The organism is Alsobacter sp. (assembly GCF_059501845.1).
Genome location: NZ_JCACDK010000017.1, coordinates 23224 through 48669 on the forward strand (window position 1 = coordinate 23224; position 25446 = coordinate 48669).

Sequence of the window (25446 nt, forward strand, 5' to 3'; positions counted from 1 at the left end):
CGTAAATCACCGGCCGGGTGACGATGACCTGCTCAGGGCTTGACCACCTTTGGGATCGCCGGGGGAGCCTCGGCGGAAGCAATCGGCACGCCGAACTTCCAGCGCAGGCCGATCCTGACGTCGTGGGACGACAGCTCGGCATGCTGCACTTCGTCTCCGCAAACCGATGGAGCGTCGCAGGCAATCGGACCGGAGCGCACCCCGCCGAGGTTCGCGTAGCGGTAGCCAACGTCGATGCTGACATTGGGCGACACGGCGATGTCGGCGCCGGCCATCAGCGCCCATGCGAAAGACCAGTCGGAGCGGGCCGGAGAGATCCCGTAGCGCGCGCCGAAGGGATCCTCGCCATCGTCGGTCAGCGCCCCGAAGCGGGTATGGGCGGCCCCGAGACCGCCGCCTACATAAGGCGTGATGCCGCTCCAGGTGCCGAGGTCCAGATAGGCATTCGCCAGGAACAGGCCGTTGGTCTGCAGCTTGCCGGAATAATGGTCCGCGCAGCGCCCTCCCGGACAGGCCGGATCGTCCCAGCTCGCGCTCGCGCGATAGTTCTGGTCGCTGCGCCATTCGCCTGTCAGGTCGGCCCTGAACCAGGCGTTGAACTGGTAGCCGACGCCCGCGCCGATGATCGCGGCCCGTCCGAGGCTGTTGCCGTCCCGGGAGAATCCAGGCACCGCGAAACCGTCATCGAACGACGAGGAGACACCGCCGAGACGGCCTATCGCAACACCGGTATCACCGCGAAGGTACCAGCCCGCGAACTCCGCCTCTGCCGGCGAGGTCTGTTGCACCGGGACCTTGGCGGCGGGGTCGGCGGCCAGGACCGGACCGGACAAGACAGCAGCGAGAGCGGCTCCCAGGACGAGACGGTCGGCACGCATGGACATCACCCCGATCTACGCCCGGCCCGAGGGCGGCCGCACGCAACGGGAGGAATGGTGCCAAGAGCGAGTAAAGGAGCGATTAACCCTAACGATCAATGACAGAGCGGGCCGTCTGCTGCCGGATCCGGCACCGCCTCAGCACCGGTCTTATGAGCGCAACTGAGATCAGGCCGCGACCTTGGACAGGGCCTCGATGACGTCGTCCACCGCCTTCTCGACCACCGCGGGATCGTCGCCCTCCGCCATGACGCGGATCACCGGCTCGGTGCCCGAGGGCCTGATCACGAGCCGCCCATTGGCTCCCAGGCGCTGCCGCGAGGACTCGATCGCCGTCACCACCCCGTCGTCCTCCAGGGGCTTGCCACGGCGGAAACGGATGTTCTTGAGAACCTGCGGCAGCGGGTCGAAGCAGTGGCACACCTCGCTCACGGGCCGGTCAAGTGCCTTCACCACAGCGAGCACCTGCAGCGCGGCGACGAGGCCGTCTCCCGTCGTCGTGTAGTCGGACAGGATGATATGGCCGGACTGCTCGCCGCCGAGGTTGAAGCCGTGCTCGCGCATGTGCTCCAGTACGTAGCGATCCCCGACGGCCGTACGCGCGAGAGACAGGCCAAGCCCGTCCAGATACCGCTCCAGCCCGAGGTTGGACATGACGGTGGCGACCACGCCCGGACGCGTCAACCGCCCGTCGTCGCGCCAGCTGCGGGCAACGACCGCCATCAGCTGGTCCCCGTCCACGCGACGGCCTTTCTCGTCGATGATGACAACCCGGTCCGCGTCACCGTCGAGGGCAATGCCGATGTCGGCCCGCAACTCGCGCACCCTGGCCGCGATGGCGTCCGTTGCCGTCGAACCGACGTCGCGGTTGATGTTGAAGCCGTCGGGCTCGACGCCCATCGACACGACCTCGGCGCCCAACTCCCAGAGCGCCTCGGGAGCGACGCGGTACGCCGCGCCATTGGCACAGTCGACCACGATCCGCAGGCCGTTGAGGTCGAGATGGCGAGGCAGGGTCCGCTTGGCGAACTCGACATAGCGGGCATGAACGCCCTCGACACGGCGGGCGCGACCGATACCGGCAGGTCCGGCCAGGCGGGCACCGAGGTCGCCGTCGATCAGGGCCTCGATCTCACGTTCGGTCTCGTCGGACAGCTTGAAGCCATCCGGACCGAAGAGCTTGATACCGTTATCCTCGAACGGATTATGCGAAGCCGAGATCATCACGCCGAGGTCGGCGCGCAGGGACCGTGTCAGCATGGCGACGGCCGGCGTTGGCATCGGCCCCAGGATCAGCGTGTTCATCCCGACCGAGGTGAAGCCCGCCACCAGCGCGTTCTCGATCATGTAGCCGGACAGCCGGGTATCCTTGCCAATCACCACACGGTGAGGCCCCTCGCCGCGCTGGAAGAGCAGTCCGGCAGCCTGGCCGACCCTGAGCGCAAGGTCGGGCGTGATCACGCCGTTGGCCTTGCCGCGGATTCCGTCGGTGCCGAAATATTTGCGTGTCATGCGTCAGAGGTCCCGTGGAGCTGAGCGGCGGCGCACGGCACCGGTCCCGTTCATTGATCCTGCTCGTACAGTGTTTGACCAAAAAGCTTCACATTTCGCAACCGGCACACAAACCGCAGCCTGAAAAGAGAAGGCCCTCGCCGGCATTGCCGGGAGGGCCTTCGTCTGTTCGGTGGTCAGCCTGTCAGGTTTGCGGCTGCGGTTCCATGCCGCCTGCATCCGGCTCCTGCCTGGGCCGGCCCTTTCCGGCCGTCGGCACGACGGGAGCACCGCGGCTCGGCGGGTCGTCGGGAAGGTCCCGGATCGGAGGCTTGCCGTTCAAGAGATCGCGGATCTCGTCGCCGGAGAGCGTCTCGTACTCCAGCAGGCCCGCCGCGAGCTTCTCGAGGTCCTCGCGCTTGGCCGTGAGGACCTGCTGCGCCTCGATGTAGCCCTCCTCGACCAGCCGGCGGACCTCGGCGTCGATCTTCTGCGCCGTGGCCTCCGAGATGTTCTGCTGCCGGGAGACCGACATGCCGAGGAACACCTCGTCCTGGTTCTCGCCGTAGGCAACGGTCCCGAGCTCACTCGAGAAGCCCCAGCGCGTCACCATCATGCGGGCGAGGCGGGTGGCCTGCTCGATGTCGGACGCGGCGCCTGACGTCACCTTCTCGTGGCCGAAGATGATCTCTTCCGCGACGCGGCCGCCCATCATGATGGCAAGGCGCGAGGTCATCTGCTCGTAGCTCATCGACAGCTTGTCGCGTTCGGGCAGCTGCATGACCATTCCGAGCGCACGGCCGCGCGGAATGATCGTCGCCTTGTGCACCGGATCCGTGGCCTTGACGTTGAAGGCGAGGATGGCGTGGCCAGCCTCGTGATAGGCGGTAAGGCGCTTCTCCTCCTCGCTCATCACCAGGGTGCGCCGTTCCGCGCCCATCATCACCTTGTCCTTGGCGTCCTCGAACTCGGCCATGGTGACGATGCGCTTGCCGCGGCGGGCCGCCAGCAAGGCCGCCTCGTTGACGAGGTTCATCAGGTCCGCGCCGGAGAAGCCTGGCGTGCCGCGGGCGACCGTCTTCAGGTCGACGTCGGGAGCCAGCGGCACCTTGCGGACATGGACGCGCAGAATGCGCTCGCGGCCGATGACGTCCGGGTTGGGCACGACGATCTGGCGGTCGAAACGGCCGGGGCGCAGTAGCGCGGGGTCGAGCACGTCGGGCCGGTTGGTCGCGGCGATGAGGATGATGCCCTCGTTCGCCTCGAAGCCGTCCATCTCGACGAGCAGCTGGTTCAGCGTCTGTTCGCGCTCGTCGTTACCGCCGCCTAGGCCGGCACCGCGGTGGCGGCCGACGGCGTCGATCTCGTCGATGAAAATGATGCAGGGCGCGTTCTTCTTGGCCTGCTCGAACATGTCGCGCACGCGGCTCGCACCGACGCCGACGAACATCTCGACGAAGTCCGAGCCCGAGATGGTGAAGAACGGCACGTTCGCCTCGCCGGCGATGGCGCGGGCGAGCAGCGTCTTGCCGGTGCCGGGCGGCCCGACGAGCAGCACGCCGCGCGGGATACGGCCACCGAGACGCTGGAACTTCTGCGGATCGCGGAGAAACTCCACGATCTCCTGCAGGTCCTCCTTCGCCTCCTCGACGCCAGCGACGTCCTCGAAGGTGACGCGTCCATGCGCCTCCGTGAGGAGCTTGGCCTTCGACTTGCCGAAGCCCATCGCCTTGCCGCTGGCACCCTGCATCTGCCGGGACAGGAAGATCCAGGCGGCAATGAAGACGATGAGCGGCATCCAGTTCACGAGCAGCGCCAGGAACCAGGGAAGGCTCTCCTGCTGCGGCTTGGCCGAGAAGTTGACGTTCTTCTCCGCCAGCTTCTGCACGAGGCTGGGGTCGTTGGGCGCGTAGGTCTGGAACTGTCGCCCGTCGGTCAGCGTGCCGTGGATCTCAGGCCCGGCGATGACGACGTTCGTCACCCGCCCGGCGTCCACGTCGCTGAGGAACTGGCTGTAGTTCACCTCATAGGACGCGCTGCGCTGGCCGGGGTTCTGGAACAGCGTCACCAGGGCCAGGACGAGCAGGAAAATGATCACCCAGAGGGCGAAGTTGCGGACGTTCGGGTTCATTACCGATCGATCGCCTTGGTCAGGCCCGGGATCGCGACGCCGCGAGGACGGGACGGTTGCATGATCTTAATCTAGGTCCGCGACGCACCCTTGCCAAGGGAACGCGGGGTCGTGCCGCAGGTTGCGGCACTCATACCTTATCCGTACGGCGTTTGCGGCGTGTGAACAACGCCAAGCCTCTGCTGCGCGCAGCTTCGCGCGCGATCGTGACGCGACCAAGGCCGTCCAGCGCCACCACGCAGCCGCCGAGGGTTCGGCGAAGGGCCCTCCCCTCCCCCGCGGAGAGCCTGATTTCCGCCAGGAGAGCTTCGGCCCGCTCCAGCCGCAGGGGAGCGGCATTTGCCGCGTTTGTACGCCGGATCGCAGCCATGAGCACGCGCAAGAGGACCTCGTCGGGCTGCCGGAACACATCGGCGGACAGCAGCAGCACGTCGGCATCCTCGGCGGAGGCAGCCAAAAACGCTTGCATCGCGACGGCGTCGAGCGCTGCTTCGGCCCGCGCAGCCCTTTTCGCAAGGGTGACAAGGCGGCGGGAGGTGAGACCTTCCGCCGCGAGCACGGCGGCGAGCCGCCTTGCCTGCGTTCGTCCAAACCGCGGATCGCTGTTGCTGGGATCGACCACGAAAGGCATCCCCGCGGCGGTGGCCGTGGCGATCAGGCGCGCCTTCGAGATCTGGAGGAACGGGCGGACGAGCATCACGCCATGCAGCGGACGCTCGGGTGCCATCCCGGCGAGGCCGTCGAGCCCGCTTCCCCGCACAAGGCGCATGATGACGGTTTCGGCCTGGTCGTCGGCGTGGTGAGCCGTGACGACGTGCGTGGCACCCCGTCGGGAGGCCTCCTCTGCGAGAAGGGCGTAGCGCGCGTCCCGGGCCGCGTCCTGCAGACCGGTCCGAGGCTTCAGCCCTTCCCAGGTCAGTGCGCTGTGAGAAACGCCGAGCCGGCCGGCCTCCCGGGCCACCAGGGCCCCTTCTTCTTGTGCCTCGGGGCGCAGCCCATGATCAACGGTCGCAGCAAACAGCGGGGGACGCGGTTGATCCCGGCCCGCTTCGCCGGCCCATGCGGCGGCGAGCGCCAGCAACGCCATCGAATCGGGTCCGCCGGAGACGGCCAGCAAAAGCCCCCTCGCCTCCTCCAGTCCGTGAAACAGGCTCCGCGCCTCATCCGGGCTGACAGGAGGCGGTTCAGCCTCGGCGGTCACGGCGCTCAGCAGTTGCCGCGCTTCTGCTCGCGTTCGACCGAACTGCGCACCTCGGTCGTCGCGTCCGGATATTTCCGCCCGATCTCGGCCAGCGTGGCGCAGGCCTGGTCGGGCTGGCCCATGCCGCGCAACGAGAGCGCGAGCCGGAGCATACTGTCGGGCGCCACCTTCGAGGTGCCGAAGGTCTTGTAGATCTTCAGGTACTGCTCGACTGCGTCGGGATAGCGGTTGCGGCGGAAATACGTCTCGCCGAGCCAGTAGGTGGCGTTCGGCACCAGCTTGTCGCGCGGGTTGGTCTGCAGGAACTGACGGAACGCCATCTCCGCCTGCTCGTACTGGCGCTGCAGGACGAGGCCGTAGGCGAGGTCGTACTGGTCGCGCGGATTGCCGGTGCCGGCAACCGCCACCTGGGATCCCTGCGCCGGCGCCTGCCGGGGAGGCACGATGGCTGCCGACGGCGAGAGCGGCGCGACGGGAACCGCGTTGCGGTTCATGCGCGAGAGATCGAGCGGCCCTTCGCCCGGAGCCGGGTCGAGTACGATGGGGCCGTCACCATCCTCGATGATCCGGCCGGTCTGGTCGGCAGCGCCGGGGATGGCACCCCTCGGCAACTCGGCCGTGCTTCCCAGGCTGCGCGGGGCGCCGGGTGCGTCGGGCTGGGCCTGCGGGTCGAAGGCGTCGCTCTTCTTCTGCGGCTTCTGTGCGGTGCCTGGCTGGCCGGGAGCGGCCGGAGCGGCGGCGGCCGGAGGCTTGCTGCCGCCCGAGCGCTCCTGGAAGCGATACTCGACGTCCTCCTGGAACTTTCGCAGCTGGTCCTCGAGCTTGCGGTTCTGGAACTGCAGTTCCTCGATGGATCCCTGCAGCTGGCGCACCTGCGTCTCGAGCCGGTTGACCCTGACGAGGAGCTCCGACGCATCCTGCGCGGCAACCGGCCGGGCAGCGAAGACGGGCATGGCGAGGACGAGGAGGATGAAGGCGAGCCGCTGCGCGGGGCGAAAGGTGCTCTGCATATCTCGGGGCTTGGCGTGTTGTCCGTTCGGAACGGGTCTAGCATGAGCCGTTCCACAGGCCAAAATGTGTCGGGAACGGAACCGTGGCCCAAACAGAAAGGGCGAGCCCGCGGGCCCGCCCTTGTTCGCACCAGATGGCTGGCGAGTTCGCGGATCAGGAACCCGCGCCGCCGCCGAGCACCGTGACGGCGCGACGGTTCTGCGACCAGCACGAGATGTCGTCGCACACCGCCACCGGACGCTCCTTGCCGTAGGAAATCGTCTTGATCCGCCCCGCATTGACGCCGCGCGAGACGAGGTAGTCACGGGTCGTCTGGGCGCGCCGCGCGCCGAGTGCGAAGTTGTACTCGCGGGTGCCGCGCTCGTCGGCGTGCCCTTCGACGGTGATGGCGTAGCGCGGATACTGCGACAGCCATTGCGCCTGCTTGTCCAGCGTGCCGGTGGCCGTCGGGGTCAGGTCCGTCGAATCGGTCTCGAAGAAAACGCGGTCGCCGACATTCACCACGAAGTCCTGGGCCGAGCCCGGGCTCGCCGCGCCAGCGCCATAGGCGCCCGTGCCACCGGCGCCGTCCGTCGCAGCCTTGTTGGACGAGCAGGCGGCGAGGCCGAGGGCGGCCACGAAAGCCAGGGCGAGCTTGGCCGACGTCGCCGCGTGCGCGACCCGGAACGAAGCGGTCATCGAAGAACTCCTTGTCAGCATGTTCTGGTCACGAGCGATAGGCTTTGCTTGGTTAAGCGAAGGTTCCGTCAACCTTTCCCGGACGTTTCCGGAAAGCGTTGCATGCGAGCAATTGCCGGGATGGTTAATGAGCAATGAATGGCTGAAATGGGGCAGGCGGGCATGGAAAAGGGGGCCGGAGCCCCCTTAGCGGTCTGCGTTGCAAGCAAGACTCACGCAGGAGCGGGACCAAAGCCCGTCGCCGGCGGTCCTGTCCGGCTACTCGCTGGTCTTCAGCTGCTTCAACTTCGCGAAGACGGTGTTGACGTCGATCTCCTCCGGCTCCTCGCGCTGCTGGTCGGTGAAAGACCCGAACGGTGTGGAGGGCGGCTCCTTGGCGGTCGTGATCTCGGCCGGCAGCAGCGTCTGGCCGCTCTCCTCGGGCACGGGCGGCCGGTCCTTGGCGGCGCGCGCCACTTCGAAGTCGAGATCGATCTGCGAGCACAGGCCGAGCGTCACCGGATCGAGCGGCGACAGCGTGGCCGCGTTCCAGTGCGTGCGGTCGCGGATTTGCTGGATCGTCGACTTCGTCGTGCCGACGAGGCGCATGATCTGCGCGTCCTTGAGCTCACCGTGATTGCGCAGCAGCCAGAGGATGGCGTTGGGCCTGTCCTGGCGGCGCGACAGGGGCGTGTAGCGCGGCCCCTTCTTGCGCTTCTGCTCCGGGATCCGGACGCTGGAGACGGCGAGCTTCATCCGGTGGGCAGGATCCTTCTCCGCCTTGGCGATCTCCTCGCGCGTGAGCTGGCCCGCCACCACGGGGTCGAGACCCTTGATGCCCGCCGCGACCTCGCCGTCGGCGATGCCCTTCACCTCGAGGGGGTGGAGCTTGCAGAAGTCCGCGATCTGCTCGAACGAGAGCGAGGTATTGTCGACCAGCCAGACGGCGGTGGCCTTGGGCATCAGCGGCCCTGTGCTCATGACGGTCTCCTCTGCGGGCTCGCGACGCCGGGCAAGCCCTCTCACGCTCCGACCGGGCCTCCGGCCGGAGCCCCGGCGTCTCAGACATGACGGGGATGGCGCGACATATAGGCCGCCGCGCGCCCCGATGCAATGCGGCTCACGTGCCCGTCGTCAGCACGATCTTGCCGATATGCGAGCTGGTCTCCATCAGCGCGTGCGCGGCCGCTGCCTCGCGCAACGGAAAGGTCGCGTGCATCACCGGCCGGTAGCGGCCCTGGCTGACGAGCGGCCAGACATTCTCCTCCAGCGCCCTGGCGATCTCAGCCTTTTCCGGCACGGATCGGCTGCGCAGCGTTGATCCCGTGTGGGTGAGGCGCTTCAGCATGATGCGGCGGAAGTCGACCGTGGCGGTCGGCGATCCCTGGAAGGCGATCTGCACGATGCGGCCGTCCATTGCGGCGGCCTCGTAGTTGCGGCCGATATAGTCACCGCCCACCATGTCGAGGATCAGGTCGGCGCCGCGCCCGCCCGTGGCGGTCTTCACGGCAGCGACGAAGTCCTCGGCCTTGTAGTCAATGGCAACGTCCGCCCCGAGCCGGCGCGCCGCCTCGCATTTGTCCGGCGACCCCGCGGTGGTGAGGACAGTGGCCCCGAACGCCTTGGCGAGCTGGATGGCGGTCGTGCCGATGCCCGACGTGCCACCATGGACGAGAAACGTCTCGCCCTGCTTCAGCCGCCCGCGCTGGAAGACGTTCGTCCAGACCGTAAAGCTTGTTTCCGGCAGCGCCGCCGCTTCCGGCAGGCCGATGCCCGGCGGCACCGGCAGGGCGTTGCTCTCGTGAACGACGCAGTACTCGGCGTATCCGCCACCGGCGACGAGCGCACAGACCATGTCGCCGATCTTCCAGCGCGTGGCTCCCGAGCCCGCGGCGACCACTTCGCCGGAGATTTCGAGCCCGGGTATGTCCGACGCGCCGGGCGGCGGAGGATACATGCCCTGCCTCTGCATCACGTCGGGACGGTTGACGCCCGCCGCCGCGACGCGGACCAGCACCTCGCCCGGGCCGGGCGCCGGCACGGGCCGGACTTCCGGAACGAGAACCTCCGGCCCGCCCGGAGACGAGATGCCGACGACCGTCATGCTGGAGGGGATCGTGCCCGACATAGGCGTCTCCTTCGTCTGTCCTTCGTGCCCGACTATCCGGTCGAAGGCGACGCCGAGGCTTGAGGGTCCGCCCGCTTCGCCTATCGTGGATGGTGATGAAGACGGCGATACAGGAACACGGAGACGCACGCCATGCTCGATCCGTTCGGCGAGGACCTGCCCCGCAAGAAGAAGATCATCCATGAGCTCGGCCAGGATCTCAGCCTGCTCTCGGTCGAGGAACTCGAAGACCGCATCGTCCAGCTCGAGGCCGAAGTGGAGAGGCTGCGGCAGGCGAAGTCGGCCAAGCTCGACAGCCGGAAACTGGCGGACGGGTTCTTCAAAAGCTGACGGTTCGGCAGACCGGCGCGGCCATACGCGGCGTCGGCCTCGACTGTGCCGTAGAGGGACAGCATTCTTGACCGATTTCTGGAACCGTCCCGTTCTGTGCCGGGCCGGGTAAGGATGCGTTAATCTTTCGGGATTATGAACAGGTCGTCCAGAATCGTCTGGATTGCGAGTGGCTCCTGTCCACTCTGTTTGACGCCTCCCTGTTTACCACCTTTCCGAGCCGCCCCCGGGCGGCTCTTTTTTGGCGTGTACCGGGCGTTTGTCTCCGAATTCGTCGGGATCTGGCACGGAATGGCCTTCCGCAGGCCCTGCTGCCGCGTCGACTCGCCACTGGCTCTTACGCCCGCTTTCCACCACGATTAACGTTAACAAAACGTTGCACGCGCGCACCCCGCTCCACTGGCGCTAGGTTTGCTGCGTGACCGGAGCTACCGGCCCGGAGCACAAGCTCCCCGCCGGCGGCTGGAGGTTTTGTAGTGGCGATGAGTGACATGCAGCAGCAGCAGCGTAGCGACGAAGCGACCGTGTCCTTCGCCGAGTCTTTCGTGATGTCGGATGCGTTCCGGGCCCTTTTCCGCGAAGGCATGTCCCTCGTGGAGACGACGGCGGCCTATCTCGACGGACCCGGCCGGGAGGACTCCCGCGGTCTGCCCCGCATGCTGGCGCTCGCCTATGCCAGCGAAAGCATGCGGCTTACGACGCGCCTGATGCAGCTCGCCTCATGGCTGCTCCTGCAGCGTGCCGTGGCGGAGGGTGAGCTCTCCGTGACGCAGGCGCGCAACCAGAAGGAGAAGGTGAAGCTCAGCCAGCAGAACCCGTCCTCCAGCAACGACGTGATGGATGCCCTGCCCGAGCAACTGCGCGACCTCGTCGCCCAGTCGCTGCGCCTGCAGGCCCGCATCATCCACCTCGACCAGCTGATGGAAGGCGTCGAGCAGCCACCCGTCGCAGCGAACCCCGTCGCGATGCAGCGCCGGCTGCTTGAATCCGCGTTCGGCAGCTGACGCCCACGCCCAAACGAAAAACCCCGCCGCGGCGGGGTTTTTTGTTGATGCAGCCCGCCGCAGCGGGCCGGATCACTTCTTGGAGAGGCCGAAGCCGCCGAACTTGTTGTTGAAGCGCGAAAGACGGCCGCCGCGGTCCATCAGCTGCTGCTGGCCGCCGGTCCAGGCCGGGTGCGACTTCGAGTCGATGTCGAGCTGCATGACATCGCCTTCCTTGCCCCACGTCGAGCGGGTATGGAACTCGGTGCCATCGGTCATCACGACCTTGATCGTGTGGTAGTCGGGATGGATATCCGCCTTCATGAGTAGTCCTCCGGTCGCCGCAGCGCCCCGTTTTCGTCTATAGGAGCCGGGAAGAAAATGTCGGCGCCCCTATAGCGCAGCGGAGCGAACCACACAAGGCACACTGGGGCAGCTCGAGCAGGACCGGACGAGAAATGACAGACACGCAGACCCTGGAAGGTGGCCGCAGCGGGCGCAGGAGCCGCGCTGCGCGGCGCGCGTCGGGCGCCGGGCAGGACGACGCCGACCGCAGCTCGCTGCGCTCCCTGCTTCCCCTGCTGCCCTTTGCGATGCGCTATCGGGGGCGGATAGCACTCGCCCTCTTCGCGCTGCTGGTTGCCTCCGCCGCCACGCTGGCGGTGCCGCTCGCTGTCCGCCGCATGGTGGACTTCGGCTTTTCGCCCGAGGGCGCCCAGCTGATCGACAGCTATTTCGGCATGATGATCGGCGTCGTCGCCGTTCTCGCCGTTGCCAGTGCGGGCCGCTACTACCTCGTCATGACACTGGGTGAGCGGGTGGTGGCGGACGTACGCATCGCCGTGTTCCAGCACCTGACCAGGCTGGATCCCGCCTTCTATGACACGGTGAAGTCGGGCGAGATCGTCTCGCGGCTCACCGCCGATACGACGCAGATCAAGTCCGCCTTCGGCGCCAGCGCGTCGGTGGCCCTGCGCAACTTCGTACTCTTCCTGGGCGCCGTCGGCATGATGGTGTTCACGAGCCCGCGGCTCTCCGGCCTCGTGCTGCTCGCCATTCCGATCATCGTCCTGCCCCTCGTCGCCTCCGGGCGCTCGGTGCGCCGCCGCTCCCGCCTCGCGCAGGACCGGCTGGCCGATGCCTCGGCCTATGCGACGGAGGCGACCGGCGCGACGCGGGTGATGCAGGCCTTCACCGCCGAGGGCCCGACGCTGGCCCGCTTCGGCAGCGCCGCAGAGGAAGCCTTCGACGCCGCGCGGGTCGCCACCGGGGCACGCTCGGTGCTCACCGCGGTGGCGATCTTCCTCATCTTCGCCAGCGTCGTCGCCGTGCTCTGGTACGGCGCCCAGGACGTGCTGGCGGGCACCATGACGGCCGGCCGGCTGTCTCAGTTCGTGCTCTACGCCGTCTTCGCCGCCGGGGCTCTCGGCGAGCTCTCCCAGGTCTGGAGCGAGGTCAGCTCAGCCGCAGGGGCCGCGGGCCGGATCGCCGAAATCCTCTCGGTGGAGCCGAAGATCAAGGCGCCCGCCCATCCCCGCACACTGCCGGAGCCGCCGCTTGCCACCGTGGCGTTCGAGAACGTCACCTTTGCCTATCCGACGCGCGCGGACACTCCCGTCGTCGACCGGCTCACCTTCCGGGTCGGGCGAGGAGAACGGGTCGCCATCGTCGGGCCGTCGGGTGCGGGCAAGAGCACCGTGGTCCAGCTGCTGCTGCGCTTCTACGACCCGCAGGAGGGCCGCGTCGTCGTCGACGACATCCCGATCCGTGAGCTCGATCCGGCCGCGCTGCGCCAGCGCATGTCGTTCGTGCCACAGGACTCCGTGGTGTTCGGCGCCACCATCGCTGAGAACATTCGCTACGGCAGCCCCGGCGCGACGGATGCGGCGATCGAGGACGCCGCCCGCCTCGCCGCGGCCGACGGCTTCATCCGCGCGCTGCCGGAGGGATATGCAACCCGCGTCGGCGAGCGTGGGGTGACGCTCTCAGGGGGCCAGCGCCAGCGCATCGCGATTGCGCGCGCCATCCTTCGCGACTCCCCTATCCTGCTGCTCGACGAAGCCACCTCCGCCCTCGACGCAGAGAACGAGACGCTGGTCCAGGCTGCCCTCGACCGGCTGATGGAGGGGCGCACGACCATCGTCATCGCGCACCGCCTCGCCACCATCCTCAAGGCGGACCGCATACTCGTGATGGATGCCGGCCGCATCGTCGAGGAAGGCACGCACGCCGAACTCGTCCAGGGCGGCGGCCTCTACGAGCGCCTCGCCCGCCTCCAGTTCGAGGCCGGTGCAGCCGCCCTCGGCGCGGACCGCGCGGCGGAGTAGCGGTCGAGCCGGCCGCGGAGCGCCGGCTTTCCGTCAGCGTTCGGTGAGCTTCAGCTCGATGCGCCGGTTGCGGCGCAAGGCCTCGTCGCTGTCGCCCGTTTCCAGCGGCTGGAACTCGCCGAAGGCAGCAGCGACGAGGCGCTGGGGCGAGACGCCCTTGGAGATCAGGTACTGCACGACAGCGATCGCGCGGCTGGCCGACAATTCCCAGTTGGTCTTGTACTGCCCCGTTCCGGACAAGGGCTTCTTGTCGGTATGGCCGTCGACACGCAAAATCCACGGGATGTCCGGCGGTATCTGCTTGTCCAGCTCGACAAGGGCCGCGGCCAGCTTGTCCAGCTCGGCCTGACCGGCCGGATTGACGCCCGACTGGCCCACGTCGAAGAACACCTCCGACTGGAACACAAAGCGGTCGCCGACCACGCGGATGTCGCTGCGATTGCCGAGCAGCTGCCGCAGCCGGCCGAAGAACTCGGACCGGAAGCGGTTCAGCTCCTGCACTTTCTGCGCGAGCGCGACGTTGAGGCGGGAGCCGAGGTCGGCGATACGCGCCTGCGATTCCCGGTCGCGTGACTCGGAGGCCGCGAGAGCATCCTCGAGTGCCGCGAGTTGGCGCCGCAGCGCCGAGATCTGCTGGTTCAGGATTTCGACCTGATTCAGCGCCCGGGCAGACACCTGCTTCTGCGCGTCGAGTTCCTTGCCGAGCGCGTCGGCCTGGGTGCCGGCCGAGGCGGCGCTGGCCACGTTGGTGTCGACCTGGCCCTTCAGCCTGTCGCGCTCGGCCTCTGTGGCCTTCAGCGTGTCGCCCAGCAGGGCGATGTTGTCCTCGAGCGTCTTGCGATTGACCTTCTCGAGCGCCAGCAGGTCCGTGAGTTCGGAGATCTGCCGGTTCAGCTTCGTCAGCGCCGTATCCTTGTCGGTCGCCTGCTGGCTCAGGAAGAACTGCGCCAGCATGAAGATCGTCAGCAGGAAGATGATGGCGAGCAGCAAGGTCGAGAGCGCGTCGACATAGCCGGGCCAGTAGTCGACCGGCCTTGCACCCTTCCTGAGCCGTGCGGACATGTCAGGTCCGCTCCGTCGCGGCGGCGAGGCGCTCCAGGAGCTTCTTCATCTCCGCCTCGCGCGAGGCCTGCGCCTCCACCCAGTCGCGGATCAGCTGCTGCTCTCCCCGCATGTGCTCCACGAGCGCCTGGATGCCGACGGCGAGGTTGGCGAGCGCCGTCGTGTTGCCACGGTTGCCGGCGCCCTCGCTGACGCTGGCAGCCAGCCGGTCGAGCGCGACGCGCAGGTCCGCGGTGAGCGCCACCGGGGACGCCGTGTCGGCCATCGGCTCGCTCACGGTCGTCGCCAGCCAGTCCTCGAGCTCGTTGTAGAACCTGTTCTGGGCCTGCCCCGCCTGGAGGTCGAGGAAGCCGAGCACCAGAGAGCCGGCAAGGCCGAAGAGCGACGCGGAGAACGACGTGCCCATGCCGGCCAGCGGCCGCACGAGGCCCTGCTTCAGCTCCTCGAACATGATTGCGGCGTCCGTGCCACCCTTCATGCTGCCGATCACGTCGCCCACTGAGGAGATGGTCGTCAGGAGGCCCCAGAAGGTGCCGAGCAGGCCGAGGAAGACGAGCAGCCCGGTCAGATAGCGGCCGATGTCGCGGGCCTCGTCGAGGCGCATGCCGACAGAATCCAGCACCGCCCGGAGCGTCGCCGTGCTCACGCCGGTGCGTAGGCCCTGGTTGGCGAGGATCGTCGCCATCGGCAGCAGCAGCACCGGAGGATGCTTCGGAAGGGTGCCGTCTTCCGACATGCGGAAGCCGTTCACCCAGCGGATCTCGCGGAAGAGGCGGATGACCTGCCGGAAGGCGAGGATCACGCCGATGAGCATCACGCCGATGATCAGGCCGTTCAGGGCCGGGTTGGATTGGAACGCCTTGACGATCTCGCGGTAGAGGATGAGAGCCACGAACCCCGCCAGAACGACAAACACGCCCATGCGGAGCAGGTAGACCCGGGGCGACGAAAGACGCTGCTGTACTGCGGGAATCACGGCGGAGCCTCGCTTGGCCAGTGCCGGCATGTTCGCCGCACCTCAGACTTCAATCAAGCGCGCGGACGCGAAATTCGCCGGAACGCACGGTCATCTCGACATGGGCTGCTTCAGCAGCTTCAAAAGGTTGCGGTGCACGGTCTCGTTCCCCGCCACGATCTCGTCTCCGCCGACAATCTTTTCGCCGCCACCATAGTTCGTGACGAAGCCGCCGGATTCGCGGATCATCAGCGTTCCAGCGACGTAGTCCCAGCTTTTCAGGCCCTTTTCCCAGAAGCCGTCGAAGCGGCCGCTGGCGACATAGGCGAGATCGAGGGCAGCGGAGCCCGAACGGCGCACGCCGGCGCTGTTGATCATCACGGCTGCGAGCTGGGCGAGATAGGTTGGATGATCCTGCACGGCGATGGACGGGATGCCCGTGCCGATCACCATGTCCAGCATGTCCTCGCGGCCCGACACGCGCATGCGCTTGTTGTTGAGGAACGCGCCCTTGCCGCGCTCCGAGATGAAGAGCTCGTCCTTCACGGGATCGTAGATGACGCCCGCCACCGGCATGCCGTCGCGTTCCAGCCCGACCGAGATGGAATAGTGCGGCAGCCCGTGCATGAAATTCAGAGTGCCGTCGAGCGGATCGACGTGCCAGCGGTGGGCGGGATCCCTGCCCTCGACGACACCGCTTTCCTCCATGACGAAGCCGTAGTCGGGCCGCGCCTTCTCCAGCGCCTCGCGCAGCGTCTTCTCGGCCTTCTTGTCGGCGATGGTGACGAAGTCGGCAGGCCCCTTGCGCGAGACTTGCAGGTTCTCGACTTCGCCAAAGTCGCGGCGCAGGCCCTTGGCGGCCTTCATCACGGCATCGACCATCACGGTCATCAGCGGGGAGCGGATCATGTGTGTCTCCGGGCGCGGGAAGACTGGCGCAGCGCGCCGTCAGTCAGCCCTGCGCACATAGGTGATCTCGTTGGTATCCACGACGATGCGCACGCCACTTTCGAGAAAAGGCGGCACGAGGATGCGCAGGCCGTTTTCCAGCCGCGCGGGCTTGTAGGACGACGCGGCCGTCTGCCCCTTCACAACGGGGTCAGCCTCCGTGACGGTCAGGACGACCTGGTCGGGCAGCCGCACGCTGATCGGGCGATCGCCGTGCAGCCGCAGCGTCACGGTCATGCCGTCCTGCAGGAAGGCGACGCGCTCGCCGACGAAGTCCTCGTCGAGCTCGATCTGTTCGAACGTCTCGCTGTTCATGAAGACGAGCTTGTCGCCCTCGCGGTAGAGGAACTGGAACTCGCGGAATTCGAGGCTCGCCTCTTCCACCCGGTCGTCGGAGCCGAACCGGTTGTTGAGCTTGCGGCCGTCGATCAGGTTCTTGAGTTCCACCTGGTTGTAGGCCGGGCCCTTGCCGGGCTTCACCTTCTCGGTCTTCACTGCGACCCACAGGCTGCCATCGTGCTCGATGGCGATGCCGGGCTTGATGTCGTTTCCGCTGATCTTGGCCATGGTCGCGCGCGGTCCCCCTGAGCGGGGCCGTTGGACATCATGCGCGCGCGTGCGTCAAGCCGCGGCTCGGCCGTCCTATTTTTCCGCCCAGGCCCGGGCCAACGCCTCGGCCTTGAGCCGGTCGGCATCGGTCAGGTCACGGACGACCTGGTCGAGCCATTCGTCGCGAACCCCCTTCGAGCGGGCGAGGATGTGCCACTTCGCGGCCTCCAGGGCGTTCTGGTCGAGGCCGCGGCCGGCCGCGTAGAGCCGGGCGAGCCGGTTCTGCGCAAGCGCGTTGCCTTTCTCGGCCGCGCGCCGGAAATAGCGCGCCGCGAGCTTTTCGTCCCGCTCGACGCCCTCGCCGTTGAACAGCATGATGCCGTATTCGAGTTCGGCCGCCGGATTGCGGGCAGCCGCGGACCGCGCCATCCAGACCGCCGCCTGGCTGGGATCGCGCTGCACGCCGCGGCCCTGCCGATAGAGGACGGCAAGGGCGTACTCGGCATCGCCCTCCATGCCACCCACGGCACGACGGAACAGCGTCACGGCGCGCTGGTCGCCCTCCTTGCTGTTCTCCGACAGAAGCAGGAGACCCAGAGAATACGCCGCCTGCGGCACCGTCTCCGACGCCTGTTCGAGGAGACGCCGCGCCTCGTCGGGATCCTTCTTTACGCCCGTGCCCTGCATGAGCAGCATGGCGTAGTCATAGGCGGCCCGCTTGTTTCCGCGCTGCGCGGCCAGCTTGTACCAGCTCGCCGCCTTCTCCCAGTCCTGGTTGACGCCCAGCCCCCGCGTATAGAGCTCGGCCAGTAGGGCCATGGCAGCGGTGTCGTCGGTGTTCGACTCCAGCCGCTTGGTCGCCTCCTTGAACGCAGTGAGGAACATGCCGCGCTGGTAGGCACCGAAAGCGATGTCGGGGGGTGGTGACTCCGGCCGAGCTTGCGGCGTTTCGGGTGTTTCCTGCGCCGGCACGGCCGGTGTTGCCTCGGCTGGCGGGGAAGGCTGGCTCTCCGGGGCGGATGGTGACGGAGGGGTCGCGGCATCCTGCGCAGCGGCCGGCACCACGGCGAGCAGGAGCGCGGCGAGGAGCGGTACGATGCAGCGCGACATGCTCAGCGCTGGGGCAAGGGGGCGGACGTGATGGCCGCCAGCGCCATCCGCACGGCGTCCGCTGCGCCACCGGGATGGGAGAAGGCCGCGTCACCGATCGCAACGAACTCGCAGCCGGTCTCCGCCATCGGTCCGACCGCCTCGAGCGTGGGCGCAAACCCGACGCAGGGAACCTGGAACAGCTCCGCCCACCATTGCGCACGTTCCAGTACACCGGGGAGCGGCGGAACCGAACCGTCGCGGCGCGGCTCGCCGAAGAGCACGTAGTCGACGCCGGTCTCGGCAGCTTCCATGGCGTCGTGGCGTGCACCGAGGCCGCCGACGCCGACGATGCGGTCCTGCCGCTTGAGCAGGTCCAGCGCATCCGCCGGCCCGGCGGGACCGGTGAGGTGGACCCCGTCGGCACCGGAGCGCACGACGATCGAAACGGCGTCTTCCAGCAGCAGGGCCGCGTTACCCTCTTGCACGGCCGCGATGACCGGCTTCACCGCCTTGAGCAGGCTCCGCTCGTCGAGCGCGGGCAGACGCAGGATCACCGCGTCGACAGGACCTGCCGCCACGGCAGCGGCAAGCATGTCGGTCAGCGGGCCCGGCCATGCGGCAGGGTCGTCCACCGTCGGCGTGACGAGCACGAGGCGTGCGGGCTGGATCATGGGAACTGTCATCGCAAGGACCATGTCCCCGGGCAGGACCCGGGGACAAGAGGTAAACGGACGAGCGTGCGGAGTTGCGCTATTCCGCCGCCTTCGCGGACGCGCCGAAGGTGGGATCGAGCTTGCCGGCGGCGTAGAGCTTCGCCATCTCGGCGGTGGGCAGCACGCGGCCGATCTTCGAGGCCTTGCCGGCCGTGCCGAACTCCTCGAAGCGCTGCCTGCACAGCTTGGTCATGGCGTCCATGGCCGGCTTGAGATACTTGCGCGGGTCGAACTCGGACGGGTTCTGCGTCAGCACCTTGCGGATCTGGCCGGTCATGGCCATGCGGTTGTCCGTGTCGATGTTGATCTTGCGGACACCGTGCTTGATGCCGCGCTGGATCTCCTCGACCGGAACGCCCCAGGTCTGCGGCATTGTCCCGCCGAACTCGTTGATGATGTCCTGAAGGTCCTGCGGCACCGAAGAGGAGCCGTGCATCACCAGGTGCATGTTGGGCAGGAGGCGGTGGATCTCCTCGATGACGTGCATCGCGAGGATGGCACCGTCGGGCTTGCGCGAGAACTTGTACGCGCCGTGCGAGGTGCCCATGGCGATGGCGAGGGCGTCGACCTTGGTGGCGCGCACGAATTCGACGGCCTCCTGCGGGTTGGTCAGCAGCTGGTCGTGCGACAGCTTGCCCTCGGCGCCGTGGCCGTCCTCCTTGTCGCCCATGCCGGTCTCGAGAGAGCCGAGCACGCCGAGCTCGCCCTCGACGGAGATGCCGCCGAGATGGGCCATCGTCGTGACGGTGCGGGTGACGCCAACATTGTACTCCCAGTCACCCGGTGTCTTCCCGTCCTCCTTCAGCGAGCCGTCCATCATGACGGACGTGAATCCCGCCTGGATGGCGGTCATGCAGGTGGCCGGGTTGTTGCCGTGGTCGAGATGCACGCAGACGGGGATGTTGGGATAGATCTCGGTGACGGCGTCCATCATGTGCTTGAGCATGATGTCGTTGGCGTATTGCCGCGCGCCGCGCGACGCCTGGAGAATGACGGGCGCGTCGACGGCGTCGGCCGCCGTCATGATCGCCAGCGCCTGCTCCATGTTGTTGATGTTGAAAGCAGGGACTCCGTAGCCGTGCTCCGCCGCATGGTCGAGGAGCTGCCTGAGGGTGATGCGTGCCATCGATGGATCTCCTTGGCGCGGTCGGGGGCCTGACGGACGGCTCTCACTAGAGCATTTTTCCGGCGCGCGAAATCATCATCAAGGCAAAGCGTAACCGCGCGCCGGGTTCCACGCAGGCCTTGCTCGAGATCCGCAGACCGAGCGCGGGGCTTACGTCGGTGGGCATTCCGAATTTCGCCCGTGCGTTCAGGGGGAGTTACAGCCTGCTCCATGGGCCGGCCCAGCCCGTCAGCGCACCCGAAGCACCTCGACGCCCGGCAGCGGCTTGCCTTCGAGCCATTCCAGGAACGCGCCTCCGGCAGTCGAGACATAGCTGAAGTCGTCGGCGACGCCCGCATGGTTCAGCGCGGAGACAGTGTCTCCTCCTCCGGCCACGCTGAGCAGGGCGCCGGATTTCGTCAGCGCCGCAGCCTGCTTTGCAACCGCGGTGGTTCCGGCGTCGAAAGGCGTCAGTTCGAAGGCGCCGAACGGCCCGTTCCAGACCAGTGTCTTCGCACGCTTCAGGTGCTCGCCGACGGCCGCGACCGATTTCGGCCCGATGTCGAGGATCATGTCGTCCGGGCCGACGGCATCGACGCCGACGACCTTCGAGGGCGCGTTCGCCTTGAACTCGGAGGCCACGACGGCATCCACCGGCAGCACGATCTCGCAGCCCGCGTCCTTCGCCTTGGTGAGGATCTCGGTCGCCGTTCCAACGAGGTCACGCTCGGCAAGCGACTTGCCGATGGCCTTGCCCTGCGCCGCGAGGAAGGTATTGGCCATGCCGCCGCCGATGACGAGGATGTCGACCTTTCTGACGAGATTGCCCAGCAGGTCCAGCTTGGTGGACACCTTGGCGCCGCCGACAACGGCGAGAACCGGCTTCCTGGGCGTCTCCAGCGCCTTCGACAGCGCTTCCACCTCGGCCTGCATGGTCCGGCCGGCATAGGCGGGCAGCACGTGGCCGAGACCTTCCGTCGTGGCGTGCGCGCGGTGCGCGGCCGAGAAGGCGTCGTTCACCCAGATGTCGCCATTCTCGGCGAGCGCCTTGACGAAATCCGGCTCGTTCTTCTCTTCCGCCTTGTGAAAGCGCGTGTTCTCCAGGCAGACCACGTCACCCGGCTTCATGGCATCCACGGCAGCCTTCGCCGCAGGCCCGATGCAGTCCTCGGCAAAGCCGACCGGCCGGCCGAGATGGCGGGCGAGTTCCTCGGCCACCGGCCGCAGCGACTCTTTCGGGTCCGGACCCTTCGGACGGCCGAAATGCGCGAGCAGGATCACCTTTCCGCCCTTGTCCGCGATCTCGCGGATCGTCGGCAGCACCCTCTCGATGCGCGTGGCGTCGCTGATCCTGCCGTCCTCCATGGGAACGTTGAGATCGACGCGGACCAGAACGCGCTTGCCGGAGACGTCTGCGGTGTCGAGGGTGCGGAAGGTGGTCATCGGGCGAACTTTGCGATGGAGAACACGATTCCGGAGCCGATGCCCCAGGTGGTGAAGATGAGGCCGAGCTGGAGGTAGACCGAGGGGAGCGCCGCCACGCGCGCCTCGAGGCCGCTCATCCGGCCTTCGACGCCAGAGAGCCGGCCGCCGAGCCTTTCCTCGACGATGGTGATCTTTGCCGTCAGCTTCTCCTCGATTGCCGTCATCCGCCCCGACAGCTTTTCGTCCAGCGCCGTCATCCGGCCCTTCAACTCGGCAACGTCCACCTGGGTCCGGTGCAGGTCGACCTGCTTGGCCCCCGTCAGGAGAATCTCGTTGATCTTGGGCTCGAGGCGCTCGAGCACGGCTGTGATGCGGCCCATGTCCTCCTCGAGCTTGGTCACGCGCTGTTCAAGCATGGCGTCCTCGGCAAATGATCAAAGCAATGCCTCGACCATAGCACAAGCGGGACGCTGAGACGGGAGGCGGAGCAACGCCCCCCGTCAGGACAGGAACTGGTCAGATCAGCTTGCCCAGCGCCACGGCCGTGTCGGCCATGCGGTTGGAGAAGCCCCATTCATTGTCGTACCAGGACAGGACCGACACCAGCGTGCCGTCCATGACCTTGGTCTGGTCCATGTGGAAGATGGACGAGTGCGGGTCGTGGTTGAAGTCGATCGAGACGTTCTTGTCGGTCGTGTAGCCGAGGATGCCCTTGAGCGGTCCGTCGGCCGCGGCCTTGATCGCCGCGTTGATCTCCTCCTTCGAGGTGGAGCGCTTGGCGATGAACTTCAGGTCCACGACGGAGACGTTGGGCGTCGGCACGCGCAGGGCGAAGCCATCGAGCTTGCCGTTCAGCTCGGGCAGCACGAGGCCGACCGCCTTGGCAGCACCGGTCGAGGTGGGGATCATCGACAGCGCGGCGGCGCGGCCGCGGTAGAGATCCTTGTGCATGGTGTCGAGCGTCGGCTGGTCGCCCGTGTAGGAGTGGATCGTCGTCATCATGCCGCGCTCGATGCCGACGGCCTCGTTCAGCACCTTCGCGACCGGCGCGAGGCAGTTCGTGGTGCACGACGCGTTGGAGATGACGAGGTGTTCCTTCGTCAGCTTGTCGTGGTTCACCCCGAAGACGACGGTCATGTCGGCGCCTTCGGCCGGGGCCGAGACGATGACGCGCTTGGCGCCGGCGGTGAGGTGGGCGGCGGCCTTGTCGCGGGCCGTGAAGATGCCCGTGCACTCCAGCGCGATGTCGACGCCGAGTTCCTTGTGGGGCAGCGTCGCCGGGTCCTTGACCGCCGTCACCTTGATCGGGCCACGCCCCACGTCGATGGTGTCACCCTCGACCTTCACGGCATGCGGGAAGCGGCCATGGACGCTGTCGTAGCGTAGGAGATGGGCATTGGTCTCGACCGGGCCGAGGTCGTTGACGGTCACGACCTCGATGTCGTTGCGGCCGGACTCGACGATGGCGCGCAGGATGTTGCGGCCGATGCGGCCGAAGCCGTTGATGGCGACGCGGACGGGCATGGGAAGCTCCTTCGTTCTGGTCGGCCGCGCCGGTTCGATGCCGTGCGGCGTGTCGCGTGACGGCGCTTCAGAGCGCCTTGGCAGCGTGGTCGGCAACGGCTTCCGCCGTGATGCCGAAATGCGCGTAGAGTTCCTTGTAGGGGGCGCTGGCGCCGAAGCCGGTCATGCCGACGAAATGACCGTCGGACCCGATGATCGAGTCCCACCCCATCCGCAGGCCCGCCTCGACCGCGATGCGTACGGGCGCATCGCCGATGACGGCCTTGCGGGTGGCCTCCGGCTGGGCTGCGAAGAGCTCCATGCAGGGAACCGACACGACCCGCGCCGGGATGCCCCGCTCGGCCAGCAACGCACGCGCGGCAAAGGCGATCTCGACTTCCGAGCCGCTGGCAAAGATGCTCACCTTTGCGGCGCCCCCTTCGGCCGGTGCCGCCTCATAGGCGCCGCCTGCTGAGAGATTGCCGTTCGACGCCGCCTTGCGGAAAGGCAGCAGGTTCTGGCGGGTGAGCGCCAGGATGCTCGGCGTGCCCCTGTGCTCGAGAGCGAGCTGCCAGCACTCCAGCGCCTCGACGGCATCGCCGGGTCGGAAGACGTTCAGGTTCGGAATCGCACGCAGCGCCGCGAGGTGCTCGACGGGCTGATGCGTGGGCCCGTCCTCGCCCAACCCGATCGAGTCGTGCGTCATCACGAAAATGGAACGCACGCCCATCAGGGCAGCGAGACGGATTGCAGGCCGGCAATAGTCGGTGAACACCATGAAGGTCGCGCCGGAAGGGATCACGCCCCCGTGCAGCGCCATGCCGTTCATGGCTGCGGCCATGCCGTGCTCGCGGATGCCGTAGTGGATGTAGCGGCCCGAGAAGTCGCCGGGCATCACCGGATTGGTGACCTTCGTCTTGGTGTTGTTGGACGGCGTCAGGTCGGCAGACCCCAGGATCAGCTCCGGCACGGCGACCGTGATGGTTTCCAGCGCCAGCTCCGAAGACTTGCGTGTCGCGAGAGTGGGCGGCTCCGCCACGAGCTTCGCCTTCAGCCCGTCCACCGCGGCGGTGAAGCCGGCGGGAAGCTCGCCCTTGACCCGGCGCTCGAACTCCGCCCGCTTGGCCGGATCGCTCGCAGCGAGGCGCTCGCGCCAGGCCTGATGGGCAGGCTTGCTGCGGTCGGCGGCGATCTTCCAGCCCTCCAGCGCAGCCTTCGACACGGAGAAGGGCTCGGGCGAGACGTTCAGCGCAGCCTTGGCGGCCGCGAGTTCCTCGGCGCCGAGAGGTTCGCCGTGGGCCTTGGAGGTGCCGGCCTTCTTCGGTGCACCGAAGCCAATGATCGTCTTGCAGGCGATCATGGTTGGCCGGTCTGACTTCTGCGCTGCCTCGAGGGCTGCCACGATCGACTGGGGATCGTGACCGTCAACGCGCGTCGCCGCCCATCCGGCCGACTTGAAGCGCTCGACCTGGTCCACGCTGTCGGACAGCGCCAGCGGCCCGTCGATGGAAATTCCGTTGTCGTCCCACAGCACGATCATCTTGCTCAGCCGGAGATGCCCGGCCAGAGCGATCGCCTCCTGCGAAATCCCCTCCATCAGGTCGCCGTCGGAGCAGATGACATAGGTGCGGTGATCGACGAGCTCCTTGCCGAACTGCGCCGCCATCAGGCGCTCCGCAATGGCGAAGCCGACGGCCGTTGCAATGCCCTGCCCGAGCGGACCCGTGGTCGTCTCGACGCCGGGAGTGTGCCCGTATTCGGGATGGCCGGGCGTCTTTGACCCCAGCTGGCGAAAGTTCTTCAGGTCCTCGAACGAGAAGCCGGCCGTGCCGGTCAGCGCGAGGATGGAATAGAGCAGCATCGAGCCATGGCCGGCCGACAGGATGAAGCGGTCACGGTCGGGCCAATGCGGGTCGGCCGGATCGAACTTCAGGAAGCGGCTGTAGAGGACCGTCGCGAAATCCGCGGCGCCCATGGGCAGGCCGGGATGGCCCGACTTGGCCTTCTCAACTCCGTCCATCGCGAGGGAACGAATGGCATTCGCCATGGGGACATGCTGGTCGTGCATCGTCAGGTCTCGCGCGGGGAAAGCGCCGGAGAGATAACACCTCACCCCTGCCTGTCAATGACAGCGGGCCTCCCCTGGCGGGTGGCCGGCGCCGGCACTGCCCGGCGTTGCACCGCGCCGGAGGCCTCTCTATGGTCGGCGCAGCGAAGCGCCGGACCACCCGGCGTGCCGAGGCACGGAGTTGGCCATGTCCCTGTCGCCGCCCACGGCGATCGAAGCGGCGCTGGCCCGGTTGCGGGCGTCTCTCAGCCTGCTGGAAGCCGTGGCGGCCAGGCGAGCCGAGACCGACCGGTCCAAGAACACGCTCGAGACCGAACTTGCGCTCATGCAGGACGACCGGGCCCGGCTCGCACTCGAGCTGGATGGCGCGCTGGCGCGGGCCAACCGCCTGGACTCGACGACGACCGAGCTGGCCCGCCGCATCGACTCCGCCATCGGATCGGTACGCTCGGTGATCGACGGCTTCGAAGGACGGGCCTGAGACGGCGCGGACGGGGAGGAGCGAGCATTGGGTCAGGTGACCGTCACCATCAACGACAAGATCTACCGGATCGCCTGCGACGATGGGCAGGAAGATCATCTGCGCAGCCTCGGCGTCGAGCTCGATGCCAAGATCGGCGACATGCGCAAGGCATTTGGCGAGATCGGCGACAGCCGCCTGACCGTGATGGCAGCCATCACCTTCCTCGACGAGCGCGACGAGATGCGCTCGCGCCTGGCCGGGCTCGAGCAGCGCCTGGCGAGGCTGGAGGATGAGCGGCAGCTGCTCGAAGCTTCACTGGGCCGAACCGAGAGCGAGATCGCCGATGCGATCTCGGATGCCGCGGGCCGCATCGAGGCCGTCGCCCGCGAACTGGCGCCGGCACCCCAGGGGTGAGTGGCGGCATCC

The 25446-nt window shown here is 67.5% G+C and carries 25 protein-coding genes; 5 read left to right on the forward strand and 20 right to left on the reverse strand.

What is annotated here, in order from left to right:
- Positions 1 to 32: 32 nt before the first annotated feature.
- From AC5JCN_RS13600 to AC5JCN_RS13635, 8 genes are all read right to left on the reverse strand, one after another.
- Entirely contained in the window at positions 33 to 878 is an 846-nt protein-coding gene (locus AC5JCN_RS13600; protein ID WP_495755610.1) for an outer membrane protein, read from the reverse strand.
- Between the two features lie 168 nt (positions 879 to 1046).
- Positions 1047 to 2390: a phosphoglucosamine mutase gene (gene glmM, locus AC5JCN_RS13605; protein ID WP_495755611.1), complete on the reverse strand. Its 1344-nt coding sequence runs from the start codon at positions 2388 to 2390 to the stop codon at positions 1047 to 1049.
- A gap of 184 nt (positions 2391 to 2574) precedes the next feature.
- Entirely contained in the window at positions 2575 to 4500 is a 1926-nt protein-coding gene (gene ftsH, locus AC5JCN_RS13610) for an ATP-dependent zinc metalloprotease FtsH (RefSeq protein ID WP_495755612.1), read from the reverse strand.
- Between the two features lie 130 nt (positions 4501 to 4630).
- A complete protein-coding gene (gene tilS, locus AC5JCN_RS13615) occupies positions 4631 to 5701 on the reverse strand; it encodes a tRNA lysidine(34) synthetase TilS (RefSeq protein WP_495755613.1) in 1071 nt (356 codons plus the stop codon).
- A 5-nt stretch (positions 5702 to 5706) separates the two neighbouring features.
- Positions 5707 to 6711, reverse strand: a complete 1005-nt coding sequence (ybgF, locus tag AC5JCN_RS13620) for a tol-pal system protein YbgF (RefSeq protein WP_495755614.1) — start codon at positions 6709 to 6711, stop codon at positions 5707 to 5709.
- Between the two features lie 154 nt (positions 6712 to 6865).
- Positions 6866 to 7390, reverse strand: coding sequence for a peptidoglycan-associated lipoprotein Pal (pal, locus tag AC5JCN_RS13625; RefSeq protein ID WP_495755615.1), 525 nt, complete (start codon positions 7388 to 7390; stop codon positions 6866 to 6868).
- Positions 7391 to 7648: 258 nt separating this feature from the next.
- Positions 7649 to 8350, reverse strand: a complete 702-nt coding sequence (locus AC5JCN_RS13630; protein ID WP_495755616.1) for a DUF1013 domain-containing protein — start codon at positions 8348 to 8350, stop codon at positions 7649 to 7651.
- Between the two features lie 139 nt (positions 8351 to 8489).
- Positions 8490 to 9497 (reverse strand): NAD(P)H-quinone oxidoreductase, encoded by a 1008-nt coding sequence (locus tag AC5JCN_RS13635; RefSeq protein WP_495755617.1) that lies wholly within the window; start codon positions 9495 to 9497, stop codon positions 8490 to 8492.
- A gap of 132 nt (positions 9498 to 9629) precedes the next feature.
- Between AC5JCN_RS13635 and AC5JCN_RS13640 the strand changes: the two genes are divergently transcribed.
- Both AC5JCN_RS13640 and rcdA read left to right on the forward strand, forming a co-directional pair.
- On the forward strand, positions 9630 to 9827 hold the full coding sequence (locus tag AC5JCN_RS13640) for a DUF1192 domain-containing protein (protein ID WP_495755618.1): 198 nt from the start codon (positions 9630 to 9632) through the stop codon (positions 9825 to 9827).
- A gap of 482 nt (positions 9828 to 10309) precedes the next feature.
- Complete coding sequence (gene rcdA, locus AC5JCN_RS13645) at positions 10310 to 10831, forward strand: protease adaptor protein RcdA (protein ID WP_495755846.1); 522 nt, start codon at positions 10310 to 10312, stop codon at positions 10829 to 10831.
- 72 nt (positions 10832 to 10903) lie between these two features.
- Here the strand turns inward: rcdA and rpmE are convergent, their stop codons facing one another.
- On the reverse strand, positions 10904 to 11134 hold the full coding sequence (gene rpmE, locus AC5JCN_RS13650; protein WP_495755619.1) for a 50S ribosomal protein L31: 231 nt from the start codon (positions 11132 to 11134) through the stop codon (positions 10904 to 10906).
- 134 nt (positions 11135 to 11268) lie between these two features.
- Here rpmE and AC5JCN_RS13655 point away from each other — a divergent pair, with 134 nt between their 5' ends.
- Entirely contained in the window at positions 11269 to 13137 is a 1869-nt protein-coding gene (locus AC5JCN_RS13655) for an ABC transporter transmembrane domain-containing protein (RefSeq protein ID WP_495755620.1), read from the forward strand.
- A 33-nt stretch (positions 13138 to 13170) separates the two neighbouring features.
- On the opposite strand, the gene AC5JCN_RS13660 is transcribed toward AC5JCN_RS13655, so the two are convergent.
- The 11 genes from AC5JCN_RS13660 to tkt all read right to left on the reverse strand — a co-directional run bounded on the left by AC5JCN_RS13660 (position 13171) and on the right by tkt (position 24557).
- Positions 13171 to 14199 (reverse strand): peptidoglycan -binding protein, encoded by a 1029-nt coding sequence (locus tag AC5JCN_RS13660; protein WP_495755621.1) that lies wholly within the window; start codon positions 14197 to 14199, stop codon positions 13171 to 13173.
- A 1-nt stretch (position 14200) separates the two neighbouring features.
- Positions 14201 to 15205 carry a flagellar motor protein MotA gene (locus tag AC5JCN_RS13665; protein ID WP_495755622.1) on the reverse strand — a complete coding sequence of 335 codons (1005 nt, stop codon included), beginning with the start codon at positions 15203 to 15205 and terminating at the stop codon, positions 14201 to 14203.
- 60 nt (positions 15206 to 15265) lie between these two features.
- The gene (locus AC5JCN_RS13670) at positions 15266 to 16063 is read right to left on the reverse strand and encodes an inositol monophosphatase family protein (protein WP_495755623.1); all 798 of its coding nucleotides are present in this window, start codon (positions 16061 to 16063) and stop codon (positions 15266 to 15268) included.
- Positions 16064 to 16102: 39 nt separating this feature from the next.
- Complete coding sequence (gene efp / locus AC5JCN_RS13675) at positions 16103 to 16669, reverse strand: elongation factor P (protein ID WP_495755624.1); 567 nt, start codon at positions 16667 to 16669, stop codon at positions 16103 to 16105.
- Positions 16670 to 16744: 75 nt separating this feature from the next.
- On the reverse strand, positions 16745 to 17761 hold the full coding sequence (locus AC5JCN_RS13680) for a tetratricopeptide repeat protein (RefSeq protein ID WP_495755625.1): 1017 nt from the start codon (positions 17759 to 17761) through the stop codon (positions 16745 to 16747).
- 2 nt (positions 17762 to 17763) lie between these two features.
- Positions 17764 to 18414 (reverse strand): thiamine phosphate synthase, encoded by a 651-nt coding sequence (locus AC5JCN_RS13685; protein ID WP_495755626.1) that lies wholly within the window; start codon positions 18412 to 18414, stop codon positions 17764 to 17766.
- A 79-nt stretch (positions 18415 to 18493) separates the two neighbouring features.
- Positions 18494 to 19582: a class II fructose-bisphosphate aldolase gene (fba, locus tag AC5JCN_RS13690; RefSeq protein ID WP_495755627.1), complete on the reverse strand. Its 1089-nt coding sequence runs from the start codon at positions 19580 to 19582 to the stop codon at positions 18494 to 18496.
- 228 nt (positions 19583 to 19810) lie between these two features.
- Entirely contained in the window at positions 19811 to 21004 is a 1194-nt protein-coding gene (locus AC5JCN_RS13695) for a phosphoglycerate kinase (protein ID WP_495755628.1), read from the reverse strand.
- Positions 21001 to 21402, reverse strand: coding sequence for a hypothetical protein (locus AC5JCN_RS13700; protein WP_495755629.1), 402 nt, complete (start codon positions 21400 to 21402; stop codon positions 21001 to 21003). The genes AC5JCN_RS13695 and AC5JCN_RS13700 overlap by 4 nt, the downstream gene beginning before the upstream one ends.
- 100 nt (positions 21403 to 21502) lie before the next feature.
- Positions 21503 to 22510, reverse strand: coding sequence for a type I glyceraldehyde-3-phosphate dehydrogenase (gene gap / locus AC5JCN_RS13705; RefSeq protein WP_495755630.1), 1008 nt, complete (start codon positions 22508 to 22510; stop codon positions 21503 to 21505).
- A 67-nt stretch (positions 22511 to 22577) separates the two neighbouring features.
- A complete protein-coding gene (gene tkt / locus AC5JCN_RS13710; protein ID WP_495755631.1) occupies positions 22578 to 24557 on the reverse strand; it encodes a transketolase in 1980 nt (659 codons plus the stop codon).
- Between the two features lie 187 nt (positions 24558 to 24744).
- On the opposite strand from tkt, the gene AC5JCN_RS13715 reads away from it, so the two are divergent.
- Positions 24745 to 25038 (forward strand): DUF4164 domain-containing protein, encoded by a 294-nt coding sequence (locus tag AC5JCN_RS13715; protein ID WP_495755632.1) that lies wholly within the window; start codon positions 24745 to 24747, stop codon positions 25036 to 25038.
- Between the two features lie 36 nt (positions 25039 to 25074).
- Positions 25075 to 25434 carry a cell division protein ZapA gene (locus AC5JCN_RS13720; RefSeq protein WP_495755847.1) on the forward strand — a complete coding sequence of 120 codons (360 nt, stop codon included), beginning with the start codon at positions 25075 to 25077 and terminating at the stop codon, positions 25432 to 25434.
- Positions 25435 to 25446: the final 12 nt, after the last annotated feature.

Coding starts and splice junctions, on each gene's coding strand:
- AC5JCN_RS13600 (WP_495755610.1), bottom strand. CDS start 878: ATGCGTGCCGACCGTCTCGTCCTGGGAGCCGCTCTCGCTGCTGTCTTG.
- glmM (WP_495755611.1), bottom strand. CDS start 2,390: ATGACACGCAAATATTTCGGCACCGACGGAATCCGCGGCAAGGCCAAC.
- ftsH (WP_495755612.1), bottom strand. CDS start 4,500: ATGAACCCGAACGTCCGCAACTTCGCCCTCTGGGTGATCATTTTCCTG.
- ybgF (WP_495755614.1), bottom strand. CDS start 6,711: ATGCAGAGCACCTTTCGCCCCGCGCAGCGGCTCGCCTTCATCCTCCTC.
- pal (WP_495755615.1), bottom strand. CDS start 7,390: ATGACCGCTTCGTTCCGGGTCGCGCACGCGGCGACGTCGGCCAAGCTC.
- AC5JCN_RS13630 (WP_495755616.1), bottom strand. CDS start 8,350: ATGAGCACAGGGCCGCTGATGCCCAAGGCCACCGCCGTCTGGCTGGTC.
- AC5JCN_RS13635 (WP_495755617.1), bottom strand. CDS start 9,497: ATGTCGGGCACGATCCCCTCCAGCATGACGGTCGTCGGCATCTCGTCT.
- AC5JCN_RS13640 (WP_495755618.1), top strand. CDS start 9,630: ATGCTCGATCCGTTCGGCGAGGACCTGCCCCGCAAGAAGAAGATCATC.
- rcdA (WP_495755846.1), top strand. CDS start 10,310: ATGAGTGACATGCAGCAGCAGCAGCGTAGCGACGAAGCGACCGTGTCC.
- rpmE (WP_495755619.1), bottom strand. CDS start 11,134: ATGAAGGCGGATATCCATCCCGACTACCACACGATCAAGGTCGTGATG.
- AC5JCN_RS13655 (WP_495755620.1), top strand. CDS start 11,269: ATGACAGACACGCAGACCCTGGAAGGTGGCCGCAGCGGGCGCAGGAGC.
- AC5JCN_RS13660 (WP_495755621.1), bottom strand. CDS start 14,199: ATGTCCGCACGGCTCAGGAAGGGTGCAAGGCCGGTCGACTACTGGCCC.
- AC5JCN_RS13665 (WP_495755622.1), bottom strand. CDS start 15,205: ATGCCGGCACTGGCCAAGCGAGGCTCCGCCGTGATTCCCGCAGTACAG.
- AC5JCN_RS13670 (WP_495755623.1), bottom strand. CDS start 16,063: ATGATCCGCTCCCCGCTGATGACCGTGATGGTCGATGCCGTGATGAAG.
- efp (WP_495755624.1), bottom strand. CDS start 16,669: ATGGCCAAGATCAGCGGAAACGACATCAAGCCCGGCATCGCCATCGAG.
- AC5JCN_RS13680 (WP_495755625.1), bottom strand. CDS start 17,761: ATGTCGCGCTGCATCGTACCGCTCCTCGCCGCGCTCCTGCTCGCCGTG.
- AC5JCN_RS13685 (WP_495755626.1), bottom strand. CDS start 18,414: ATGATCCAGCCCGCACGCCTCGTGCTCGTCACGCCGACGGTGGACGAC.
- fba (WP_495755627.1), bottom strand. CDS start 19,582: ATGGCACGCATCACCCTCAGGCAGCTCCTCGACCATGCGGCGGAGCAC.
- AC5JCN_RS13695 (WP_495755628.1), bottom strand. CDS start 21,004: ATGACCACCTTCCGCACCCTCGACACCGCAGACGTCTCCGGCAAGCGC.
- AC5JCN_RS13700 (WP_495755629.1), bottom strand. CDS start 21,402: ATGCTTGAACAGCGCGTGACCAAGCTCGAGGAGGACATGGGCCGCATC.
- gap (WP_495755630.1), bottom strand. CDS start 22,510: ATGCCCGTCCGCGTCGCCATCAACGGCTTCGGCCGCATCGGCCGCAAC.
- tkt (WP_495755631.1), bottom strand. CDS start 24,557: ATGCACGACCAGCATGTCCCCATGGCGAATGCCATTCGTTCCCTCGCG.
- AC5JCN_RS13715 (WP_495755632.1), top strand. CDS start 24,745: ATGTCCCTGTCGCCGCCCACGGCGATCGAAGCGGCGCTGGCCCGGTTG.